Genomic DNA, 20,918 nt, shown 5'->3' with positions numbered 1-20,918 from the left:
CCCATGACGATCGAGCTGCCGACCGACGTCGGCTACCCGCGCCGCGAACCCGACCTCACCGACGACGACCAGGTCCGCAACTGGGCCCGCAACGCGACCCTCGCGCCCCTCGCGGCGGTGTGCACGCCCGACGACGAGGACGACCTGCGCGCGCTCCTCGCCGGCACCAGCGGAGGAGTCCGGATGATCGGGAGCCGCATGTCCCCCGGGCGGATGCTCGCCGCGGGCGACGCGGCCGGCACCCTGCTCGACCTCAGCCGCTTCACGGGGCTGCTCGCGAGCGACGACGAGACGGCGACCTTCGCCGGGGCCACCACGCTCGGCGAGGTCTACGCGACGCTCGCCGCGCAGGGCCGCACGCTCGCCGCCTCCCCGGGCGTGATCTCCTCCCAGACGCTGGCCGGTGCGCTGTCGACCGGCACCCACGGCCAGGGCCTGGGCCAGAGCTGCATCGCCGACGCCGCGACCCGGATCCGCATGGTCCTGGCCGACGGCTCCGTCAGCGAGCTCCGGCGCGGCGACGCCTGGTTCGGGGCGGCCAAGATCGGGCTGGGCGTCCTCGGCGTCGTCACCGAGGTGACCCTGCGGACCGTGGCGTCGCTGGTCTACACCTGCCGCAAGGACGCGCTGAGCGCGGACTCGCTGGCCGACGACCTCGTCTCCTGGAACACCGACCACGCCATGACCAAGGCCTGGTGGTTCCCCGACACGCGGCAGGTGCACCTGTGGCGCGCCGACGAGGCGAGCGCCGAGCAGGCCGAGCGCTACCACGCGGGCGGCGACGTGCTGCTCGAGGAGACCACCACCAGCGACGCGCTCAACGCGGCCGTCGAGGCGGCCCTGGTCACCATGCGCGACGACACCCGCATCCTCGACGCCGAGGGCAAGCCGTTCCAGACGGTCAACCGCTTCAAGGACTTCGCCGACGTGACCGGCGACGTCTACCAGGTCTTCACGCGCGGCATCGCGACGCCGCAGATCAACGTCGAGATCGGCGTCCCGCTGGAGCGGGCCGGCGACGTCGTCCGCGCGATCGAGGCCTGGCACGCGGCCTCACGACCGCACATGCACTACCCCGTCATCCTGCGCTGCACGGGCGGGTCGGACTCCTGGCTCAGCCCGTCGTACGGGGGGCCGACCTGCTACTTCGGGTTCGTCGTCTACTACGCCGAGGACGGTTCGCTGGCCGCCGAGGGCGTCGACTTCCTGCGCGAGGTGGAGCGGCTGCTGGCCGGCTTCGGCGGGCGGCCGCACTGGGGCAAGTACTACGACGAGTCGCTCTACGACTGGCCCCGCCTCTACCCCCGCTGGGCCTCCTTCCAGGGCGTGCGCGAGGCGCTCGACCCGACCCACCGCTTCGACAACGCGTTCACCGCGGCGCTGCTCGGGTGACCACCCGACCGTCCGCCGAGCGCAACCCGACCCCAGGAGAACGACCATGACCGCGTCCGCGACCCCGCACGAGGGCAGGGCCTGGGCCGCCCTGCTGACGCAGCCGACCTACCTGACCGGCGTACGCGTGCTGAAGGCCTCGCTCGCCCGCGTCGGCAGCCCGTACCCGTTCGTCGTCGTCGTCACGCCGACGATCTCCGCCGAGGACCGTGCGCTGCTCGAGGCCGACGGCTGCCTCCTGCGCGAGGTGGCGCCGATCCGCCCGCCGGCCGGCCTGCGCGAGAGCTACGCCAACGCCCGCTTCGCCGAGGTGTGGACCAAGCTCGCCGTCTGGACGCTCACCGAGTTCGAGCGCCTCGTCGTGCTCGACGCCGACATGCTCGTCGTGCGGAACATGGACGAGCTCTTCGACCTCGACCTCGGTCCGTCCCGGGTCGCGGCCTGCCACGCCTGCCGCTGCAACCCCAACAAGATCGCCACCTACCCCGCGAGCTGGACCCCCGAGCACTGCGCGTACACCCACGTCGAGGCCGGGGAGCCCTCGACCGAGGAGGCCGACCCGTACGTCAACGGCGGCACGCTCGTGCTGGAGCCGGACCGGGCCGTGTTCGACGAGCTGATGGCCGAGCTGGCGGCCGTCGACGACCTCTCGCGCTACGTCTTCGCCGAGCAGGACTTCCTGAACGAGCACTTCCGCGGCCGCTGGACGGTGCTGCCGTACGTCTACAACGCGCTCAAGACGCTGCCCTTCCAGCACCCGCGGCTCTGGCACGACGACGAGGTCAAGAACCTGCACTTCATCATCGACAAGCCCTGGGAGACCGCGCTCGACCCGGCCTCGCGCTACCACTCGATGGAGCTGCGCTGGTGGGACGTCGCGACCGACCTCGCCCTGGAGCCGCTCGGCGTCTGACCCGGGCCCGCCCCGGGCGGGGCCTCAGACCCGCCCGGGGTCCCGGTGCTGGTCGCGCCCGATCTGGGCCGCGAGCACCGCGGCCTGCGTACGGCGCTGCAGGTTGAGCTTGGCCAGGAGGCTGGAGACGTAGTTCTTCACCGTCTTCTCCGCCAGGAACAGCTGCTCGCCGATCTCGCGGTTCGAGAGCCCCTCGGCGATCAGGCCGAGGATCTCGCGCTCACGCTCGGTGAGCAGCGCCAGCCGGTCGTCGGTGCGCGGTGCGCGGCGCAGGCGCTCGAGCAGCTTGCCGGTCACGGCCGGGTCGAGCAGGGAGCGGCCCGCCGCGACCGCCCGGATCGCCTCGGTGAGCGAGGAGCTGCGCACCTGCTTGAGCAGGTAGGCCGACGCGCCCGCCATGACCGCCTCGAACAGCGCCTCGTCGTCGTCGTAGGAGGTGAGGACCAGGCAGCGCACCTGCGGGTGGCGCGAGCGGACCTCGCGGCAGACGTCGATGCCGCTGCCGTCCGACAGCCGCGCGTCCAGCACCGCGACGTCGGGCCGGCAGGCCGGGATGCGCGCCAGCGCCTGCGCGACGGTGCCCGCCTCCCCCACCACCTCGATGTCGCGGCCGCCCACTGCTCCCGGCGCCGTGAGGCCGCGAAGAGCCGAGCGTTCTCGATGGCCACGCCCGCGGTGGCGGCCAGGGCCACGACCGCGGTGACGTCGTCGGCGGGGAAGGCGCCGCCGCCCTCCCGCTCGGTGAGATAGAGGTTCCCGTAGACCGAGCCGCGGACCTCGACCGGCACCCCCAGGAAGGACTCCATCGGCGGGTGGGTCGGGGGGAGCCCGACGCTGCGCGGGTCGTCGGAGATCCGCGCGAGCCGGAGCGGGCGGGGGTCGGACACCAGCACGCCGAGGAGGCCGTCCCCGCGGGGCAGCCGGCCCGGTGGGCAGACGGTGGCACCGTCCAGCCCCTCGTGGACGAACTGCTCCAGCGAACCGTCCGGCGCGAGGACGCCGAGCGCGGCGTAGCGGGCCGACGCGAGCTCGCGCGCCGCCGAGACGATGCGGTGCAGCACGTCCTCCAGGGAGTGCTCGGCCAGGATCGCCCCGTTGGCCTCCGTCAGCAGCTCGAGCCGGCGCTGCGTGGCCACGGCGTCCGTCGCGTCCTCCTCCTCCACGTCCGTGGTCTAGCACGGGGGGCCACGGCGTCCGCCTGGGGGCCGGCCCCCGACGCCGGTCCCCGGACGTGGGTGGAGGACGGCTCCCGCCGCCCTCCACCCGGCTGCGGCGTCGCGGCGCTGGCAACCCCCCGGGTGCCCCCCAGCCCCCTCTTCGCCTGCGGCGCCGTCGCTGTGGCCCAAGACAACCGCGCCACGTGCGCCCGCGCCAGGGACCTAAGTCCCCACCGGCGGTCTCGCGCCGCCCGGCGCCCCGGGTGGACCTCGGACCTCGACCTGGACGGTGGCGCCGCGGGGACTCGGAGGGCAGACGGGGGGCGCGGCCGCTCCGACGTACGGCCGAGGCCGGGGCGGAGGTGGCCGGCGGCGGGCGCTCCGGGTGCTGGGGGGTCGGCGACCCCGGGCGCCGACGCCCGCTCCCGCTCCCGCCTGCTGGGTCCGAGGGTGCAGTCCGGCACCCGCGCTGGGAAGGGTCGGAAGTCCCGACCCGGGAACGGTCCCGCAACCGCGGGTCAGGTCAGCGAGAAGCCGATCAGGGCGACCAGCGAGACGAGCGGGAAGGCGCCCTGGACGAGCGCGGCGCGGGACTTGCCCCGGTCGCCGAGCAGGAGCACGAGCGCCGCCGCGAACATCGACCCGACGCCGGCGAGGACCAGTGCGACACCGGCCGACGAGCTGTCGACGCGGGTGCCGGCGGCGACCACGAGGACGATGCCGACGGCGGTCACCACGGCCAGGAAGAGGTTGTAGAAGCCCTGGTTGAAGGCCATGCCCCGGGTGTGCTCGGCCTGCGCGTCGGTGATGCCGAACGTCGCCCGCACCCGCGGCGTCGTCCAGAGCACGGACTCCATGACGAAGATCCAGACGTGCAGCAGGGCGGCCAGACCCGCGGCGACGAGGGCGACGACCAGGGCGAGCACGACCCGACCCTAGAGGTCGGGCGCCACCCGGTCACCCGGCGTCGGAGTAGCGCACGACGGTGCGCACGTCGAGGGCGAAGTCGACCGGGAACGAGCCGAACAGCAGTCGCCCCGCCCGCGCCGCGGACGCGCGCACCGCGTCCTCCACGGCCCCGGACAGCGCGGCGGGCGCCTCGACGATCACCTCGTCGTGTAGGAAGTAGACGAGCCGCGCCGCACGGCCGTCGACCTCGCCGAGGACGACCAGCGAGCGGCGCAGGTCGGCCAGCCAGCACAGCGCCCACTCCGCCGCCGTCCCCTGCACGACGAAGTTGCGGGTGAACCGTCCCCACTCGCGGGCCTGCGTGCGGGCCGTGCGCCGGTCGTCGGGGTCCGCCTCCGGCTGCGCCGCCCACTGCTGGGCCTCGGCCCAGGCCTCCGGGGGCGTCGGCGAGCTGCGCCCGAGCCAGGTCGTCACCACCTCCCCCGCCTCGCCCGCGCGGGCGGCCGCCTCGACGTACGCGGTCGCGGCCGGATAGCTGCGCTGCAGCCGGGGCAGCAGCCGACCCGACTCGCCCGAGGTCGCGCCGTAGAGGGCGCCGAGCATGGCGACCTTGGCGTGGGCGCGGGTGTCGACGACGCGGTCGTCGACCAGGGCCTGGTAGAGGTCGCCCCGCCGGGAGGCCGCCGCCATCGCCTCGTCGCGGGCGACCGCCGCGAGGACCCGCGGCTCGAGCTGGGCCGCGTCGGCGACGACCAGCACCGAGCCCTCCTCGGCGACCACGGCCGCCCGCACCTGCTTCGGCAGCTGCAGCGCTCCCCCGCCACGGGCGGCCCAGCGTCCGGTGACGACCCCGCTCGGGATGTAGCCCGGCCGGAAGCGGCCGTCCGCGACCCAGGCCGAGAGCCACGACCAGCCGTTGGCGCCGTGCAGGCGGGCGAGCTTCTTGTACTCCAGCAGCGGGCCCACCACGGGGTGCTCGACCCGGGCCAGCTCCCACTGCCGCGTGCTGGAGACGTCGAGACCGGCGCGCCGGAGCGCCTGGAGCAGGTCGGGGCCAGAGTCGGGGTTGAGCGCGGGCGCCTCGAGCACCTCGCGCACCTGCACGGCCAGGGCCTCCAGGGCCGGCGGCCGCTGACCGGGGAGCGGCCGCGCCCCGAGCAGCCGGGCGAGGAGCCGCTCGTGCTCGGCGGCGTCGAAGGGCAGCCCGACGTGGGTCAGCTCGACGCCGGCCAGCGCGCCGGCCGACTCGGCCGCGAGAAGCAGCCGCAGCCGCGCCGGGTGCAGCGAACCCGCCACCGCGTCCTGCTGCGCCCGGTGCTCGGCCACGACGTCGACGAGGTCGACCTCCGGCTCGGCCGCGCCCACGTCGAGCAGGGTCGGCTCGCTCTCCTCGGGGACGGCCTCGCGCGCGGCCCAGCGCGCGTCACCCGCCGAGGCGAGCCCCCGGACGTACGCGGAGCGGGCCAGGACGGCGTGGCTCATCCGCAGGTCGTGGCACCGGGCGACCCGGACGCCGTGCGCGAGCAGCAGCGGGTGGACGGCCGCGGTGTCGGCCCACACCCAGCGCGGCGACCGCTCCTCGAGCCGGGCGACGTGCTCGGCGAGCCCGCTGCGCCCCACCCTCGTCAGCCCGGCCGGGCGGCCCTCGTCGTCCAGAACGGCGACCTCGACGTCCTCCCCGGCGGGAGCGAGCGCGACGTCCACCCGTCGACCGTAGCCCGCCGGCCGGTGGCACCCTGGCGGCGTGGACGACCCCGTACGCCCGGCCCTGACCGGGATCCACCACCTCAAGCTGGCCGTGTCCGATCTCGACGTCGCGCTCGCCTTCTACGAGCGTGCCCTCGGCGCCGTCCGCATCCCCGCGGCCGACCACCGGCGGACCCGGGACGGCGGCCTCTACGCGTACCTGTGCGAGGTCCCCGGCCTCGGGCCCCTGCTCGAGCTCCGTCTCGACCCCGCCCGGGCCCGGGCGCACCGCGGCTTCGACCCGGTCACCGTGGCGGTGCCGGACCGCGCCTCCCTGGACCGCTGGACGGCCTACCTCGACGCGCAGGGCGTCCCGCACTCCGGCGTCGTCACCGCGATCCGGTCCTGGCTCGTCGCGTTCGAGGACCCGGACGGCAACCGGCTGCGCCTCTACAGCCTCGAGGAGCACGGCCCCGACCTGGCTCCCGACGAGGACAACCCCTGGGTGAGCGGGTAGAGCGCCCCGGGTGGTCGTGCGTCAGCGGACCGGGGCGGCCAGGTCCCGGAGCACGAAGTGGTGCCCGCCATCGGGCGCGAGCGTCGCCTCCGACGCCGGGCCGTCGGCGAGGTCGAGCAGGTAGACCGGGCGACGCTCGCGGTCGTCCGCGTCGGCGTCGGCGTACACGGCGACCAGGTCCACGGCCCCCACCAGCCGGTCGGCCGACGTGATCGCGAGCTCGCGGGCCGCGACGCAGTCGAGCCGGCGCTGCCCCGGGCGCAGGTGCCCCGGCTCCACGAGCACGACGGCGCCGCAATGCGCGTGCAGCGCGACGAGCTCCTTGTACGCCCGGGTCGTCGGGACCACCCGACGGGTCGCGGGGTCCGGGGCGGTGGCGGGGAGAGCCAGGTCGGTCACGGTCATGAAGCGGTGCTCCTTCTCGGGCGCCGTCGGTGCCGCGGTCGGACGGTCGCGGCACGGGCGCGGCTCGACGGTCCCGCCGGGCGCTGAGCACGGACTGTGCAGGACCGCCGGGCAGTGCGTCGACGTTCATGCCTCGGGTCGGCGCACGTCGTAGCCGTGCGACGCCGCCACAACCGGCCAGCGGTCCACCGTGCGGGTGGAGCGCGCGCTGAAGCCCACGGCGTGGGCGAAGCGCACGACCAGCGTGGCCGTCCCGCTGCCGAGGTAGGTCATCGCCCGCTGCTGCCAGGCGGTGTTGCGCCTGCGGGCCGGGTAGGGGCGACCGGGCGTGCGCAGGTCGTAGGAGTAGCCGCTCAGGTCGAGCACCACCGGGCAGCGGCGGGCGAGGTCCCGGTCCAGCGCCCCGAGCTCGAGCAGCGTCGTCGGGTCGTCGGACGTGACGCAGCCGGAGACGTCCGTGGCAGCGGCCAGGCGCGCCGCCGGGAAGCGCGTGCCGAACGGCCGCTGCAGGCCGGGCACCGCCCAGGCCACGAGCGCCGCGAGGACGGCGACGCCCGCCACGGCGCGACGCCACGAGGCGAGCGTGGGCAGGGCGACGCCGGCGGCCGAGCCGAGGACCAGGGCGAGCGGACCGACCGCCAGGCCCGGGTAGTGGGGGTACCAGGACGGGACCTGGAGCAGCAGCGCCGTCGTGGTCGCCAGCAGCACGACCGCCGTACGCCCCGACGGCCGGCGGCAGGCCAGGACGCAGCAGCCGAGCGCGACCGCCGCGGCGACGACGGTCAGTGCCGACCAGCCCACCACGTCGGGCTGCCACGCGGTCAGCCCGAGGACGTCGGACACCCGCACGGCGACCGGCGCGTCGGAACCGCCCCGCGCGAGCTGGTCGAGCACGACCATCCGCCACATCGTCGGCCCGGCAAGCAGGAGGAACGGCAGGCACACCGCCACCCCGCCGACCGCGCCGCCGAGCACGAACGCCGCCGTACGCCGTGGGCCGGAGCGCAGGACGACCCAGAGCAGCACCGCCGCACCGACGACGACGTTCCAGATCTTGGTGTCCGCCGCGAGCGCGAGAAGCAGCCCGGCCCCGAACACGCGTGCCCACGCCCGTCGCTCGGCGACCCGGTCGAGGAGCAGGAGCGCGCCCAGCAGGCAGGTCGAGGCGGGCGTCTCGAGCAGGGTCGACGAACCGATGTAGACGGCCGGCAGCGCGAGCGCGTACGCCAGCCCGCCGACCACCGCCGCCGGCGTGCCGGACCGGCGGAGCAGGAGCGCGACGAGGACCGCGTTCGTCGCGCCCAGCGCCATGAACGCGACGCGCGCCACCGCGAAGGCGACCGCGCTGCCGGTGACGTGGCCGAGCACCGCGAAGGGCCAGAGCAGGACGACGATGCCGGGCGGGTGCAGCAGCAGGAAGTCGCGGTACGGGACCACCCCGTGGCTCAGCGCCACCGCAGCGGAGAAGTAGACCCCGTCGTCGTAGTTGCCGAGCCCGAAGAGCCCTCCGCCCCGCAGCACCGGCACGAGCCGGGCGAGGAAGGCGACGGTCCCGAGGCCGAGCGCGAGGACGGACCAGCCGGCGCGGGCGTCGACCAGCCGGGGCCCGGCCGCGGACCGACGAGGGGCGGACACGACCGCGGGCGCCCCCGGGTGCCGCGCGACGAAGATGCTCACGCGCCAGGGTGCGGCGAGGGCGCTGAGCACGTCCTGAGCACGCAGGCCGGCCGGCATCGGTCGGCGGGTCTCAGGCCTCCGTCGGCTGCTGCAGGGCGCGGGCGGCCGACGACCGCGACCGGTCGTGCCCGCTCACCACGGTGGCGCCGGTGATGGTGCGCAGCTCGGCGCAGAGCAGGGCCACCGTCCGCGTCGTCGCCACCGGGACGGAGTAGCGGGCGCTCGGCGACGTCCCCGCCCGCGCCGCGAACTCGACGCCCGCACGGGTGAAGACGCTGAGCACCGGCTGCGCGACGAAGGGCGTACGGAGACCGGTCGGCGAACCCACCCAGACCATGACGACCCCGCCCCACGTCTGGTCGTACAGCCCGTCGCCGGAGCGGATGCCCGACCGGTCGATCCGCAGCACGTCGCGGGTCACCTGCCGCCGCGCCTGCACCAGGCACCAGGCGCCGTACGCGACCCCGGCCAGCCCGAAGAACGGGTTGCCGCCGGAGCGCGCGTGCAGGACCTCGAACCACACCCACGAGGCCGTCAGGAGGAGCCCGCCTACGAGAGCCACGAGCCCCCGCCGGCGGTAGTCGCGCGGCGTGACCTCGACGCGGATGGAGGGTCCGTCGTCAGGGACCTCCGCAGGACGCTCCGCCACGAGGACACCGTGGCACAGACCGACCGACGGCGGTGCGGTCCCGGGGATGTCGACCTCGGCGGCACGCGACCTCCGAGGGGAGGCTCGTGCATCTCGTGCGCGGCGGTCGCCGACCCCGGGTCGGCGCGCGAGACGATGCGTGGGTGCGCTCGACGCCCTCCCTCCGCCGCTGGAGCATCGCGGCCGCGGTCCTGCTCGTGCTGGGCGGCTGCCTGACCGTGGTCGGCCTCCGCGCCCGGTCCTTCGGCTGGTTCGCGTACAGCCCGCTGTCCGACGAGTCGTTCGAGGGAGTGACAGGCCTGCTCGTCGTGGGCCGTGCGGAGGCGGTCGGCCTGGCCGTCCTGGTGCTCGGCCTCGTGCTCGGCGGAGTCTGCGTCGGGATCAGGATCGGCCGACGCGACGTGCGGCCGCGCCCTCCCGCAGGAACCCGGGACTGATCGTCACGCCGACGTCGGGCGGCCGCTCCCGCGACTACTCGCAGGGCCGAGGGACCAGCGGGTGGTTCGACGTCGTACGCATCGACCGACGCCGGGCCCGAAGCGGACGGTGGTCGGTCGTACCGCCGCGGTCCGCGCCGCTCCTGCTTGCCTAGGGTGGGTCGATGACCGCTCCCGCCGCAGACCGCGCCGACCGCGACCGCACGATCGCCGTGAACTCCTACACGACGGTCCTGGGCCGCCGGTCCCTCGCCGAGGACGACTTCCGGGCGTACTGGCGAGACGTCCACGGCCCGCTCTGCTCGCGCATCCCCGGTCTGGGCTGGTACGTGCAGCACCACTTCTCGCGCCACCACGACAGCCACCTGTGGCCGACGCCGGACGGGGTCGAGCCCTTCGCCGACTACGACCTCGACGGGATGGTCGAGATCGGCTGGGCCGGCGAGCAGGAGCAGCAGACCTTCCAGGACGCCTCGTCGCTGCTGTTCTCCGACGAGCAGAACGTGTTCGAGGAGACGGCCGCCTACCCGCTGCCGCAGGGCTCCACCACGCTCCTCGACCGCTCGCTCGACCCGACGCCGAACGGCCCGGACCGCGACGACCGCCTGCACGTCCACCTCGCGCCGCGCGCCGGACGCGAGGACGAGCTGGTCGAGCGGCTCACCAGCCTCTTCACCGCCCTCGCCGACGACACCGACGACCTGGTCAAGGTCCGCCTGCACCGTCCCGAGCCCCACGACAACAGCTCGCCCAACCCGCCGGCACCCCGGGTGCGCCACACCGTCCCCGACGAGCGGGTGCGCCTGGTGGTGCTCGAGGTCGCCTTCTCCGACCCGCTGGCCCGACGCCGGGTGCAGGACTCCCCCGCCTTCCGCGCCTTCGCCGAGGACCAGGCCCGCCTCGCCACCCATGTCGCGGCCTTCCACGTCCAAGGCGTGCACACCTTCGTGCGCGACGGACGGCTCACCACGGCCGGTCTGCGCGGGAGCCGCGTGGCCGAGCTCATCAGCGGTCTCGCCGCGCAGAACCAGGTGGGCGACGACGTCTCCCGCCTCTTCCAGCCCCACGACGGGAGCTGAATCGTCGGCGTGGAGGTTCAGGTCGCCCTCGGCCACGCCCACGACCACGCGTTCACCCGTGCCGGGACACGAAGACCCCGGCCCGACTGCCGCAGCAGCCGGACCGGGGTCTGGTGGGTCGTCGCTCCCGGAGCTCAGTCCAGGTAGTCGCGCAGGACCTGCGAGCGCGACGGGTGGCGCAGCTTGCTCATCGTCTTCGACTCGATCTGGCGGATCCGCTCGCGGGTCACGCCGTAGACCTTGCCGATCTCGTCGAGCGTCTTCGGCTGGCCGTCGGTCAGGCCGAAGCGCATCGAGACCACACCGGCCTCGCGCTCGCTCAGGGTGTCGAGGACGTCGTGCAGCTGCTCCTGCAGGAGGGTGAAGCTGACCGCGTCGGCCGGGACGACGGCCTCGGAGTCCTCGATGAGGTCACCGAACTCGGAGTCGCCGTCCTCGCCCAGGGGCGTGTGCAGCGAGATGGGCTCGCGACCGTACTTCTGGACCTCGACGACCTTCTCCGGGGTCATGTCGAGCTCTTTGGCGAGCTCCTCCGGGGTGGGCTCGCGGCCCAGGTCCTGCAGCATCTGGCGCTGGACACGGGCGAGCTTGTTGATGACCTCGACCATGTGCACCGGGATGCGGATGGTGCGCGCCTGGTCGGCCATGGCGCGGGTGATGGCCTGGCGGATCCACCACGTCGCGTACGTCGAGAACTTGTAGCCCTTGGTGTAGTCGAACTTCTCGACCGCACGGATCAGGCCGAGGTTGCCCTCCTGGATCAGGTCGAGGAAGAGCATGCCGCGACCGGTGTAGCGCTTGGCCAGGCTCACGACGAGGCGCAGGTTGGCCTCGAGCAGGTGGTTCTTGGCGCGGCGGCCGTCCTCGGCGATCCAGTCGTAGTCGTCGGCCTCCTTCGCCTTGATCTTGACCGAGGCGTCGGCGATCTTCTCGTCGGCGAACAGGCCGGCCTCGATGCGCTTGGCGAGCTCGACCTCCTGCTCGGCGTTGAGGAGGGCGACCTTGCCGATCTGCTTGAGGTAGTCCTTGACCGGGTCGGCGGTCGCACCCGCGACCATGACCTGCTGCTCGGGCTCGTCGGCGTCGTCGGCCGCGGAGAGCGTGAAGCCCTGGTCCTCGACGAGCTTGGCCTCGACCTCGGCCTCCTTGGCCGGCTCGAACTTGGCCTCGTCGACGTCGTCGAGCGAACGCTTCTTGCCCACCGTGACGACGACCTCGTCGCCCTCGAGGTCGACCTGCACGTCGGTCGGCAGGTCGCCGCTGACGACGTCGGCGACGGCGATCTCGTCGGCGCTCGTGACGTCGTCGCCCTCGTCCGGCTCGACCGACAGGTCGGGCTCCAGCTCGGCCTCGTCGACGTCCGCGTCGTCGGCCTTGGTGGCCGCCTTGGCCTTGGTGCCCGCACCCGCGCCGTTGACGGCCTTGAGGGCCGTCTTCTTCGCCGCGGGGCGTCGCGCCGGGGCCTTCTTGGCGGTGGCCGTACGGCTGGCGCGGACGCTCGTGGCGTCGGGGGCCAGGGCCCCGTCGTCGGTCAGCTCCGGCACGACGGCCGGTGCTTGGGCTTTGGAAGGCGGCGTCACGAAGAAGTACCTCTCGGATGTCCAGGTCGTTCGAGGGCGTGCAGCGGCAAGGTGGATGTCAACAGCCGCTCCGAGAAGCATTCTGGCACGGGCATCCAAAGACACAAGGGCGACCGAAGGGTGCACGTTCGGCGAACGCCGGGGAACCAGACGGCGCGCCCCTGCCCGTGCCCTGCTCGCACCCCGGGCCGGAGGACGGCAGCAGGCGGCGCAGGTAGGCCGGGCCCGCCGGTCAGTGCTGCTCGGCCTTGACCGCCAGCACGGGGCAGGAGGCGTCCAGGAGGACGCGCTGGGCGTTGCTGCCGAGCAGCAGCTTGCCGACCGGCGAGCGCCGGCGCAGCCCGATCACGATGAACGCGGCCCCGGTGTCCTCGGCCAGCTCGAGCAGGTCCTCGGCGAGGTCGTCGCCGTCCGCCGACCTCACGAGCCGGTAGGCGACCCCCGCGGCCTGCAGCTCGCCCTCCAGCTCGTCGAGGTCGTCGTCGGGCCCGTGCAGCACCACGAGGCTCGCGCCGCGCAGGGTGGCCTCGGCGACCGCCCGGCGCAGCGCCGCCCGGCCCTCGGGCCGCGAGCTGTAGCCGACGACGATCCGCGGGCCGTCCTGCCCGGACCCTGAGCCCCCGCTCGGACCCGTGACGGTGCCGTCCACGGCGCTCATGCGACCTCCCAGGTGTGCGCCGGCTCGTTGCTGTGCATGAGCTCGGTGTAGCGGGCCAGCATGGCGTGCAGCGCCTCGTCGCGCGTCGCCCCCTCGCGCTCGGCGCGGGCGACCTGCTCGACCTGCCAGGTCGCGCCGTTGCGCCCGGTGAGGCAGCGCTGCTCGACGATCCCCAGCAGCCGGGTGATCTCGGACTCCTCGACCTCCCACTGGCGCAGCCCGTCCGCGGCCAGAGGCAGGAGGCGGCGCACGACCAGCTCGGTCACCGTGCACTGCCCCACGCCGGGCCAGTAGACCTCGGCGTCGAGGCCGCTCCGCACCCCGGCGGCGAAGTTGTCGGCCGCGGCGGCGAAGCTCATCTGCGACCACACCGGCCGGTCCTGCCCGGCCAGGGCGCGCACCAGGCCGGCGAAGAAGGCGGCGTTGGCCATCGTGTCGACCACGGTGGGACCCGCGGGCAGCACGCGGTTCTCGACGCGCAGGTGCGGGGCGCCGTCGTGGGTGTCGTAGACGGGGCGGTTCCAGCGGTAGACCGTGCCGTTGTGCAGCTTGAGCTCGGAGAGCTCGGGCACCCCGCCGGACTCCAGGACGGCGACCGGGTCCTCCTCGGAGCTGACGGGCAGCAGCACCCCGAAGTAGCGCGCGTTCTCCTCGAAGAGGTCGAAGATCGAGGTGATCCAGCGCTCCCCGAACCACACCCGAGGCCGGACGCCCTGGTTCTTCAGCTCCTCGGCGCGGGTGTCGGTCGCCTGCTCGAACAGCGGGATCCGCGACTCGGCGACGAGGTTCTTGCCGAACAGGAAGGGCGAGTTCGCCCCGACGGCCACCTGCACGCCCGCGATCGCCTGGGCGGCGTTCCAGTAGCCGGCGAAGTCGTCCGGGCTGACCTGCAGGTGCACCTGGGTCGAGGTGCACGCCGCCTCCGGCATGATCGTGTCGGTCACGACGTGCAGGCGCTCGACGCCGTCGATGACGATCTCGATGTCCTCGCCGCGGCTGTCGAGGATCTGGCGGTCCAGCAGCGAGTAGCGCGGGTTCTCGCTCGTCGCCTCCGCGGTCACGTGCTCGGGCCGCAGGGTCGGCAGGATCCCGATCATCACCGTGCTGGCCCCGACCTCCTCGGCCTTCGGGTCGGCGGCGTTCAGCGACGCGCGCACCGACTGCTCGAAGGAGGAGAAGCCGAAGTCGGCCAGCCGACGGGGTGCCACGTTGATCTCGATGTTGAACCGGCCGAGCTCGGTCTGGAACTCCGGGTCGGCGATCGCCTCGAGCACCTCGGCGTTGCGCAGCGCCGGCTCGAAGGCCGGGTCGACGAGGTTCAGCTCGATCTCGAGGCCGGCCATCGGGCGCTCGAAGTCGAAGCGCGACTCGGTGAGCATCCGGGCCAGCACGTCGAGCCCGCGCCGGACCTTCTGGCGGTGCTGCTTGCGGTCCTCGCGCGTGAAGTGCGCGGCCTCGACCTCGGCTCCCATGGCGACATCCTGGCCCATCGCCGCGCTCGGCCGCACCCCCGTGCCCACGCCGCGCCGACGCCGGCCCGGCCGGGCTCTTGCCCGCGTCCCGCCCTGGTCCTCCACGGCGCCCCCGGCCCCGGCACAGGCCTGAGAAGTGGGCGGGGTTCTGCACGAACTCCTTCTCCACAAGGGACCTCCGACTAGGGTGGTCGGTCGTGACTTCGCCTTCCACAGACGACACAGCAGACCAGCAGCGGCCCCCGGTGGCCGACCGGCGCCCCTTCGTCCGCGAGCACCACGGCGACGTGGCCGACGACCCGTACGAGTGGTTGCGCGACAAGGACGACCCCCAGGTGATCGCCCACCTCGAGGCCGAGAACGCCTGGACGAGCGCTCTCACCGAGCACCTCGAGCCGCTGGTGGAGACCCTGTTCGGCGAGCTGAAGGACCGTACGCAGGAGACGGACCTCTCGGTGCCGGTCTACGCCCGCCACCACGGTCCCGAGGGCGACTCGGCCTGGTGGTACTACACCCGGACCGAGGAGGGCGCGGAGTACGCGCGCTACTGCCGCGCCCCCGCGACCGACCGGTCCGCCCCGCCCTCGTTGGACGGCAGCATCGAGGGCGAGACGGTCTACCTCGACGCCAACGTCGAGGCGGCCGGCCACGAGTTCTTCGACCTCGGCGCCCTCTCGGTCTCCCCCGGCGGGCACCTGCTCGCCTACTCCACCGACGTGACCGGCGCGGAGCGCTACACGCTGCGCATCCGCGACCTGCGCACCGGCGAGGACCTCCCCGACACCATCGCCGACGTCGCCCACGGCGCCGCCTGGGCCGGCGACACCCACGTCTTCTACAGCCGCTGCGACGAGGCCTGGCGTCCCTACGTGGTCCTGCGGCACCGCCTCGACACCCCCGGCGACGACGACACCGTCGTGCTCACCGAGCCCGACGAGCGCTTCTGGCTCGGCGTCGACACCAGCCGCGACGAGCGCTGGCTCGTCTTCGGCTCGGGCAGCAAGCTCACCTCGGAGTACCGCCTGCTCGCCACCGACGACCCCGAGGGCACGCCGCGCGTCGTGGCCCCCCGCCGCCAGGGCGTGGAGTATAGTGTCGAGCCCGCCGGCGACCGGCTGCTCGTGGTGCACAACGACGGCGCCGAGGACTTCGCGCTCGCCCAGGCCCCGCTCGACGCGACCAGCCACACCCAGTGGGAGACCGTCCTCGCCGCGCAGAGCGGCGTCCGCCTGCTCGAGGTGGACGCGTACGACTCGCACGTCGTGGTGAGCCTGCGCCGCGACGGGCTCAGCGGTCTGCACGTGATGCCGCGCGACGCCTCCGGCGACGTGCTGCCCGGCTCCGACGTCGGCTTCGCCGAGCCGCTGTTCACCGTCGGCTCCCCCGGCTCGCCGGAGTACGACACGCCGAGCATCCGCATCGACTACACCTCGATGCTCACCCCGCCGTCGGTCTACGACTACGACCTCCGCTCCGGGCGGCTCAGCCTGCTCAAGCAGACCGCCGTGCTGCCGTCGGCGGCCCAGGGCCCGTACGACCCCGACGCCTACGTCCAGGAGCGCGCGTGGGCCACGGCACCCGACGGCGCGCGCGTGCCGCTGTCGATCGTGCGCCGCGCGGACGTCCCCCTCGACGGGTCGGCCCCGGCCCTGCTCTACGGCTACGGCTCCTACGAGATCTCGATGGACCCGACCTTCTCGATCTCGCGGCTCTCGTTCCTCGACCGGGGCGTCGTCTACGCCATCGCCCACGTGCGCGGCGGCGGCGAGCTCGGGCGCCACTGGTACGACGAGGGCAAGGTCCTGGCGAAGTGGAACACCTTCACCGACTTCGCCGCCTGCGCCGACCACCTCGTGCAGGCCGGCTACACCTCCCCCGACCGCCTGGCCGCGCGTGGCGGCAGCGCCGGCGGCCTGCTGATGGGCGTGGTGGCCAACACGTGGCCGGAGAAGTTCCGAGCGGTCCACGCGCAGGTGCCGTTCGTCGACGCGCTGACCACGATCCTCGATCCCGACCTGCCGCTCACGGTGACCGAGTGGGAGGAGTGGGGCGACCCGCTCCACGACCCCGAGGTCTACCGCTACATGAAGTCGTACACGCCGTACGAGAACGTCACCGACCAGGACTACCCCTCGATCCTGGCCACGACGAGCCTGAACGACACCCGCGTCTACTACGTCGAGCCCGCCAAGTGGGTCGCGGCCCTGAGGGCGACCGCGGGCGCGCGGGCGGCGGCGGCCCGTCGACCGGTGCTGCTCAAGACCGAGATGGTCGCGGGGCACGGCGGCGTGAGCGGTCGTTACGCGAGCTGGCGCGAGGTCGCCTTCGCGAATGCGTGGCTGCTCGACCAGATCGTGGGCCGGACGGGGTAACAGCCCTTCAGCACGTAAATTCGGGCGTTCCTGCATCCACCGGCGCTTTGCAGGAGAAATTCTTTCCTAGGCACCTTGACAGCGGCCCGCTTCAGGGTTTCTTCAGGGCTCGCCAGGAATCCTTCGCCCCCTCTCACGCGTTGTGTGGAGCGAAGGCAACGAAAAGGAGGCCCACGTGGCCATTTCTGCTCGAAGCAGAGTGTCGGACGGCATCGATGGCAAGGATGCGGTTGGGCTATATCTCGAAGGCATTGCCAAGACCCCGCTCCTCACGGCCGAGGAGGAGGTCATGCTCGCCCGCCAGATCGAGCTCGGCCTCTACGCCGAGCACATCCTGTCGGGCGACGTCACCAACGCCGAGCGCGGCAAGCACGCCAAGCGCCCGACGAAGGACGAGCTCGAGTTCATCATCGCCGAGGGCCAGGCGGCGATGCAGCGCTTCGTGACCGCCAACCTCCGCCTCGTCGTCTCCGTCGCCCGCAAGTACGGGCGCTCGCAGATGCCGCTGCTGGACCTCGTCCAGGAGGGCAACACCGGCCTGATCCGTGCGGTCGAGAAGTTCGACTACACCAAGGGCTTCAAGTTCTCGACCTACGGCACCTGGTGGGTGCGTCAGTCGATCAGCCGCGGGATCGCCCAGCAGGGGCGCATCGTCCGGCTCCCGGTGCACGTCGCCGAGCAGGTCAACCAGGTCGGCGCCGTGAGGCGCACCCTGGAGCGCCGCCTCGGCCGTGACCCGGAGATCGAGGAGATCGCGGCGGAGATGGACCTGGAGCCGGAGCGCGTCCTCGACCTGATCCGCTACGGCCGCGACCACGTCAGCCTCGACGCCCCCGTCGAGGAGGGTGGCGACACCGCGCTCGGCGACCTGATCGCCCGCGAGCCCATGCCGGGCCCGGACGAGGTCTTCCTGGACGCCGAGGAGCACGCCCGCCTGGAGGAGATGCTCTCGACCCTCGACGAACGTTCCGCCGACGTCGTGCGTCGTCGCTATGGCCTCGTCGACGGCCGCCAGGCTAAACTCGCCGACATCGGCGCCCTCTGGGGCATCACCGCCGAGCGCGTCCGCCAGATCGAGCGGCACGCCATTACCAAGCTGCGCGGAAAGTCGGTGCTCGCGGCGTAGCCCCAACGCCCGGCACGTTAGTGACGACCATCCCGTAGCTCTCCACGAGGCGGCCCGGACCCCCCTCCGGGTCGCCTCGCTCTTTCTGTCTTTCTCGCACCCGGTCGCGCGCCTACCCGTCGGGCCTTCCTCCTCGCTCGTCAGCGGCCGTTCTGCTCGCTGCCGCGATCTGGGCAGCTGACTCGCTCGTCGTCCAGGCTCGACGACGGCGCCCTCCCTACCCGATGCTCGAAAGAGCCGCTGCGCGTTCAGGTGCGGTCTGCGCCGCACGCAGCCGACAAACGCCCCCTGAGCCTGTCGAAGAGCCCGACAACACCCCCTGAGCCCGTCGAAGGGCCCGACAACAACCCCTGAGCCCGTCGAAGGGCCCGACAACGCCCCTGAGCCCGTCGAAGGGCCCGACAACGCCCCTGAGCCCGTCGAAGAGCCCGACAACGCCCCCTGAGCCCGTCGAAGGGCCTCGAAGAGGTCGGCATGCTCCTCGCGGTCCGCCTCAATGTAGATCGGCGAGCAGCCGCGCCAGCGGCTCGGGCGCCCGCCCCGCGGGCAGCGCCTCGACGAGCAGGCGGGCGTACGTGATCTTGTGGCCGCTCCGGCCGGCGAGGAACCGGCGCAGCTGATCGACCAGGGTCAGGCCGCGCAGCGCGGGCTGGTGGCGCAGCCGCCCGAACGAGGCCAGCTCACCCTGGGCCTCGACCACCGCGAGGACGGCGTCGCTGCCGAGGCAGCGGATCAGCTCGTCCTCGAGGTCCGCGCGGCAGACCCGGAACCCGCGCTCGGCCAGCCTCCCCGAACCCACACCCTCGGCCTCCAGCACCCGCAGCGTCCAGCGTGCCTCCGCCTCGTCCACGAGGCCGAGCACCCGCTCGTCGCCGTCGCGAGGGAGGAAGTGCCGCAGGCTCGTGGCCCCGCCCATGCCCACGACGCGGACGCCGAGGGCCGCGAGGTCGAGGCTGTCACGCCGCGCGAGGCTCTCGATCGCGAGGCGGTCGCTCTCGCCCTCCACCAGCACGGTCGTGCCCACGGCGCGGCTCTAGGTGGTGCGCGACCGCGCGGGCCGGATCAGCCCCTCCTGCGCCACGGTCGCCACCAGGCGCCCGTCCTGGAACAACCGGCCGGTCGACAGGCCCAGCGCGCCGGACGCCGACGGCGAGACCTGGTCGTAGAGCAGCCAGCGGTCGGCACGGAACGGCCGGTGGAACCACATCGCGTGGTCCAGCGACGCCGCCTGCACGGTGTACCCGACCACGACGCCGTGCGGCACCGTGCTCACCCCGAGCAGGGTCAGGTCGCTGGTGTAGGCCAGCGCGGCCTGGTGCAGCACGGGGTCGTCCGGCAGCTCTCCGGCCACGCGGACCCACGCGCGCGCCCGCGCCGGGTGCGCCGGGTCCTGGATGGTGCCGCCCTCGCGCGAGTCGCCGACGTAGCGGACGTCGATCGCGCCCCACTCGTGCTGCCAGCCCGCGGCCGGCCGACCGGTCAGGCCGGCCAGCACGGTCGCCAGCGGCGTCGACTCGTCGGGTCCGGGCGCCTCGGGCACGGTGTCGGCGTGCTCGAAGCCCTCCTCGTGGGTGTGGAACGAGGCCGACAGGTAGAACATCACCTGCCCGCCCTGACGGGCGACGACCCGGCGCGAGGAGAACGAACCGCCGTCGCGCACCGCCTCGACGTCGTAGACGATCGGCAGGTCGGTGCGCCCGGCGACGAGGAAGTAGCCGTGCAGGGAGTGGACGGTGCGCTCGGCCGGCACCGTCCGCGTGGCCGCGGTCAGCGCCTGCGCGAGCACCTGCCCGCCGAAGACCCGCTGCAGCGACGTCCGCGGCTGGCGGGCACGGAACAGCCCGACCTCGATCTCCTCGAGGTCGAGCAGGGACACCAGCTCCTCGACGCTCTCCGGCACACCGAGAGCGTACGCAGGCGGTGCCGGTCCCAGGCGTGCCCGGTGGGCACCCGCCCGAAGGACCGCCCTACTCGTCGTCCTTGGTCTCGCGCTCGGCGAGGAACCGCTCGAACTCGGCGGCGATGTCGTCGGCGCTCGGGACGCCCTGCTGCTCGGCCTGGAGCGCCTCGTACTGCTGCTCGAGGCTCGCGACGAGCTCCTGGACCTCCTGCGAGCCCTGCATCTCGCCGGCGATGTCCTCCAGGTTGCTCGCCGACGCCTTCTCCAGCGGCTCGAGCGGCACGGCGAGGCCGGTGGCCGCGTTGATCGAGCGCGTCAGCGAGAGCGCGGCCTCCGGGAAGCTCGCCTGGGCCAGGTAGTGCGGCACGTGGGCGGCGAAGCCCATGGCCCGGCGGTCGGCCTGGCCCAGCCGCAGCTCGAGCAGCCCGGTGAAGCTCGCCGGCACCTCCACCCGATCGATCCAGCTGCGGTAGCCGGTGACCAGCTCCGGGTCCGTGGCGTGCGCGGTCAAGGTGATCGGGCGCGTGTGCGGCACGGCCATCGGGATGCCGTGCGCCGAGACCGTGAGCCGCACGCCGAGGAGCTCGATCAGCCCCATCACCGCCGCGGCGAAGCGCTCCCACTGCACGTCGGGCTCGGGGCCGGAGAGGAGCAGGAAGACCTCGCCCTGCTCGTCGACCACGCGGTAGAGGCGCAGGTGGAGGTCGGCGTACGTCTTCCACTGGTTCGTGTCGAACGTCATGATCGGCCGACGGCTGCGGTAGTCGTGCAGCTGGTCGTGGTCGAAGGTCGCGACCACCTGGTGGTCGAGGTGCTCGAGCACGTGGCTGGTCAGCAGGCGTCCGGCCCCGCCGGCGTCGACGAACCCGTCGAGCTGGTGGATCAGCACCGGGTGAGCGTCGGCCAGGCTGGCCACGACCTCCTCGTCCAGCGAGTAGAGCAGTCGTGGATCGAGCATGCCGACAGGCTACCCGGGGCGACCGGTGCCG

Annotated in this window: 19 protein-coding genes and 1 pseudogene; 7 read left to right on the top strand and 13 right to left on the bottom strand. The window is 73.6% G+C overall.

Annotated features, from left to right (window positions below):
- Nucleotides 1-3 precede the first annotated feature (3 nt).
- On the top strand, nucleotides 4-1,392 hold the full coding sequence (locus BLU42_RS05495) for a D-arabinono-1,4-lactone oxidase (protein WP_091073587.1): 1,389 nt from the start codon (nucleotides 4-6) through the stop codon (nucleotides 1,390-1,392).
- 46 nt (nucleotides 1,393-1,438) lie between these two features.
- A complete protein-coding gene (locus tag BLU42_RS05490; RefSeq protein WP_091073586.1) occupies nucleotides 1,439-2,305 on the top strand; it encodes a glycosyltransferase family 8 protein in 867 nt (288 codons plus the stop codon).
- A 24-nt stretch (nucleotides 2,306-2,329) separates the two neighbouring features.
- On the opposite strand, the gene BLU42_RS05485 is transcribed toward BLU42_RS05490, so the two are convergent.
- The 4 genes and pseudogenes from BLU42_RS05485 to BLU42_RS05470 form a co-directional block, all read right to left on the bottom strand.
- Entirely contained in the window at nucleotides 2,330-2,923 is a 594-nt protein-coding gene (locus BLU42_RS05485) for a LuxR C-terminal-related transcriptional regulator (RefSeq protein WP_091073585.1), read from the bottom strand.
- A 98-nt stretch (nucleotides 2,924-3,021) separates the two neighbouring features.
- Nucleotides 3,022-3,366 (bottom strand): annotated as a pseudogene (locus tag BLU42_RS21685) (GAF domain-containing protein); the annotation flags it as partial.
- Between the two features lie 614 nt (nucleotides 3,367-3,980).
- Nucleotides 3,981-4,388, bottom strand: a complete 408-nt coding sequence (locus BLU42_RS05475; protein WP_231918457.1) for a DUF1304 domain-containing protein — start codon at nucleotides 4,386-4,388, stop codon at nucleotides 3,981-3,983.
- A 31-nt stretch (nucleotides 4,389-4,419) separates the two neighbouring features.
- Nucleotides 4,420-6,075: a bifunctional 3'-5' exonuclease/DNA polymerase gene (locus tag BLU42_RS05470; protein ID WP_091073583.1), complete on the bottom strand. Its 1,656-nt coding sequence runs from the start codon at nucleotides 6,073-6,075 to the stop codon at nucleotides 4,420-4,422.
- Nucleotides 6,076-6,115: 40 nt separating this feature from the next.
- Between BLU42_RS05470 and BLU42_RS05465 the strand changes: the two genes are divergently transcribed.
- Nucleotides 6,116-6,574, top strand: coding sequence for a VOC family protein (locus BLU42_RS05465; protein WP_091073582.1), 459 nt, complete (start codon nucleotides 6,116-6,118; stop codon nucleotides 6,572-6,574).
- Between the two features lie 21 nt (nucleotides 6,575-6,595).
- On the opposite strand, the gene BLU42_RS05460 is transcribed toward BLU42_RS05465, so the two are convergent.
- From BLU42_RS05460 to BLU42_RS05450, 3 genes are all read right to left on the bottom strand, one after another.
- Complete coding sequence (locus BLU42_RS05460; RefSeq protein WP_091073581.1) at nucleotides 6,596-6,979, bottom strand: DUF779 domain-containing protein; 384 nt, start codon at nucleotides 6,977-6,979, stop codon at nucleotides 6,596-6,598.
- 126 nt (nucleotides 6,980-7,105) lie between these two features.
- The gene (locus BLU42_RS05455) at nucleotides 7,106-8,656 is read right to left on the bottom strand and encodes a glycosyltransferase family 39 protein (RefSeq protein ID WP_157719797.1); all 1,551 of its coding nucleotides are present in this window, start codon (nucleotides 8,654-8,656) and stop codon (nucleotides 7,106-7,108) included.
- 70 nt (nucleotides 8,657-8,726) lie between these two features.
- On the bottom strand, nucleotides 8,727-9,305 hold the full coding sequence (locus BLU42_RS05450) for a hypothetical protein (protein ID WP_091073579.1): 579 nt from the start codon (nucleotides 9,303-9,305) through the stop codon (nucleotides 8,727-8,729).
- A 143-nt stretch (nucleotides 9,306-9,448) separates the two neighbouring features.
- Here BLU42_RS05450 and BLU42_RS05445 point away from each other — a divergent pair, with 143 nt between their 5' ends.
- Together BLU42_RS05445 and BLU42_RS05440 are read left to right on the top strand one after the other, a co-directional pair.
- Complete coding sequence (locus tag BLU42_RS05445) at nucleotides 9,449-9,742, top strand: hypothetical protein (protein WP_197680628.1); 294 nt, start codon at nucleotides 9,449-9,451, stop codon at nucleotides 9,740-9,742.
- A gap of 164 nt (nucleotides 9,743-9,906) precedes the next feature.
- Nucleotides 9,907-10,821, top strand: a complete 915-nt coding sequence (locus BLU42_RS05440; protein ID WP_091073578.1) for an EthD domain-containing protein — start codon at nucleotides 9,907-9,909, stop codon at nucleotides 10,819-10,821.
- A gap of 134 nt (nucleotides 10,822-10,955) precedes the next feature.
- On the opposite strand, the gene BLU42_RS05435 is transcribed toward BLU42_RS05440, so the two are convergent.
- The 3 genes from BLU42_RS05435 to BLU42_RS05425 all read right to left on the bottom strand — a co-directional run bounded on the left by BLU42_RS05435 (nucleotide 10,956) and on the right by BLU42_RS05425 (nucleotide 14,531).
- Complete coding sequence (locus BLU42_RS05435; RefSeq protein WP_231918456.1) at nucleotides 10,956-12,365, bottom strand: RNA polymerase sigma factor; 1,410 nt, start codon at nucleotides 12,363-12,365, stop codon at nucleotides 10,956-10,958.
- Between the two features lie 268 nt (nucleotides 12,366-12,633).
- Nucleotides 12,634-13,059, bottom strand: a complete 426-nt coding sequence (locus BLU42_RS05430) for a universal stress protein (RefSeq protein ID WP_091073577.1) — start codon at nucleotides 13,057-13,059, stop codon at nucleotides 12,634-12,636.
- Complete coding sequence (locus tag BLU42_RS05425; RefSeq protein ID WP_091073576.1) at nucleotides 13,056-14,531, bottom strand: glutamate--cysteine ligase family protein; 1,476 nt, start codon at nucleotides 14,529-14,531, stop codon at nucleotides 13,056-13,058. The genes BLU42_RS05430 and BLU42_RS05425 overlap by 4 nt, the downstream gene beginning before the upstream one ends.
- A gap of 245 nt (nucleotides 14,532-14,776) precedes the next feature.
- Between BLU42_RS05425 and BLU42_RS05420 the strand changes: the two genes are divergently transcribed.
- Nucleotides 14,777-16,903, top strand: a complete 2,127-nt coding sequence (locus BLU42_RS05420; RefSeq protein WP_231918455.1) for a S9 family peptidase — start codon at nucleotides 14,777-14,779, stop codon at nucleotides 16,901-16,903.
- Nucleotides 16,904-17,078: 175 nt separating this feature from the next.
- On the top strand, nucleotides 17,079-18,029 hold the full coding sequence (locus BLU42_RS05415; protein ID WP_091073574.1) for a sigma-70 family RNA polymerase sigma factor: 951 nt from the start codon (nucleotides 17,079-17,081) through the stop codon (nucleotides 18,027-18,029).
- A gap of 493 nt (nucleotides 18,030-18,522) precedes the next feature.
- On the opposite strand, the gene BLU42_RS05410 is transcribed toward BLU42_RS05415, so the two are convergent.
- From BLU42_RS05410 to BLU42_RS05400, 3 genes are all read right to left on the bottom strand, one after another.
- Nucleotides 18,523-19,053 (bottom strand): TOPRIM nucleotidyl transferase/hydrolase domain-containing protein, encoded by a 531-nt coding sequence (locus tag BLU42_RS05410; RefSeq protein ID WP_091073573.1) that lies wholly within the window; start codon nucleotides 19,051-19,053, stop codon nucleotides 18,523-18,525.
- 9 nt (nucleotides 19,054-19,062) lie between these two features.
- Nucleotides 19,063-19,929: an acyl-CoA thioesterase gene (locus tag BLU42_RS05405; RefSeq protein WP_091073572.1), complete on the bottom strand. Its 867-nt coding sequence runs from the start codon at nucleotides 19,927-19,929 to the stop codon at nucleotides 19,063-19,065.
- 67 nt (nucleotides 19,930-19,996) lie between these two features.
- Nucleotides 19,997-20,887: a proteasome assembly chaperone family protein gene (locus BLU42_RS05400; RefSeq protein WP_091073571.1), complete on the bottom strand. Its 891-nt coding sequence runs from the start codon at nucleotides 20,885-20,887 to the stop codon at nucleotides 19,997-19,999.
- Nucleotides 20,888-20,918: the final 31 nt, after the last annotated feature.

The organism is Microlunatus sagamiharensis (assembly GCF_900105785.1).
GTDB classification, from domain to species: Bacteria; Actinomycetota; Actinomycetes; order Propionibacteriales; family Propionibacteriaceae; genus Microlunatus; species Microlunatus sagamiharensis.
Note: the sequence above shows the minus strand (reverse complement) of the source record. Positions and strands in the feature narration are given on the sequence as shown.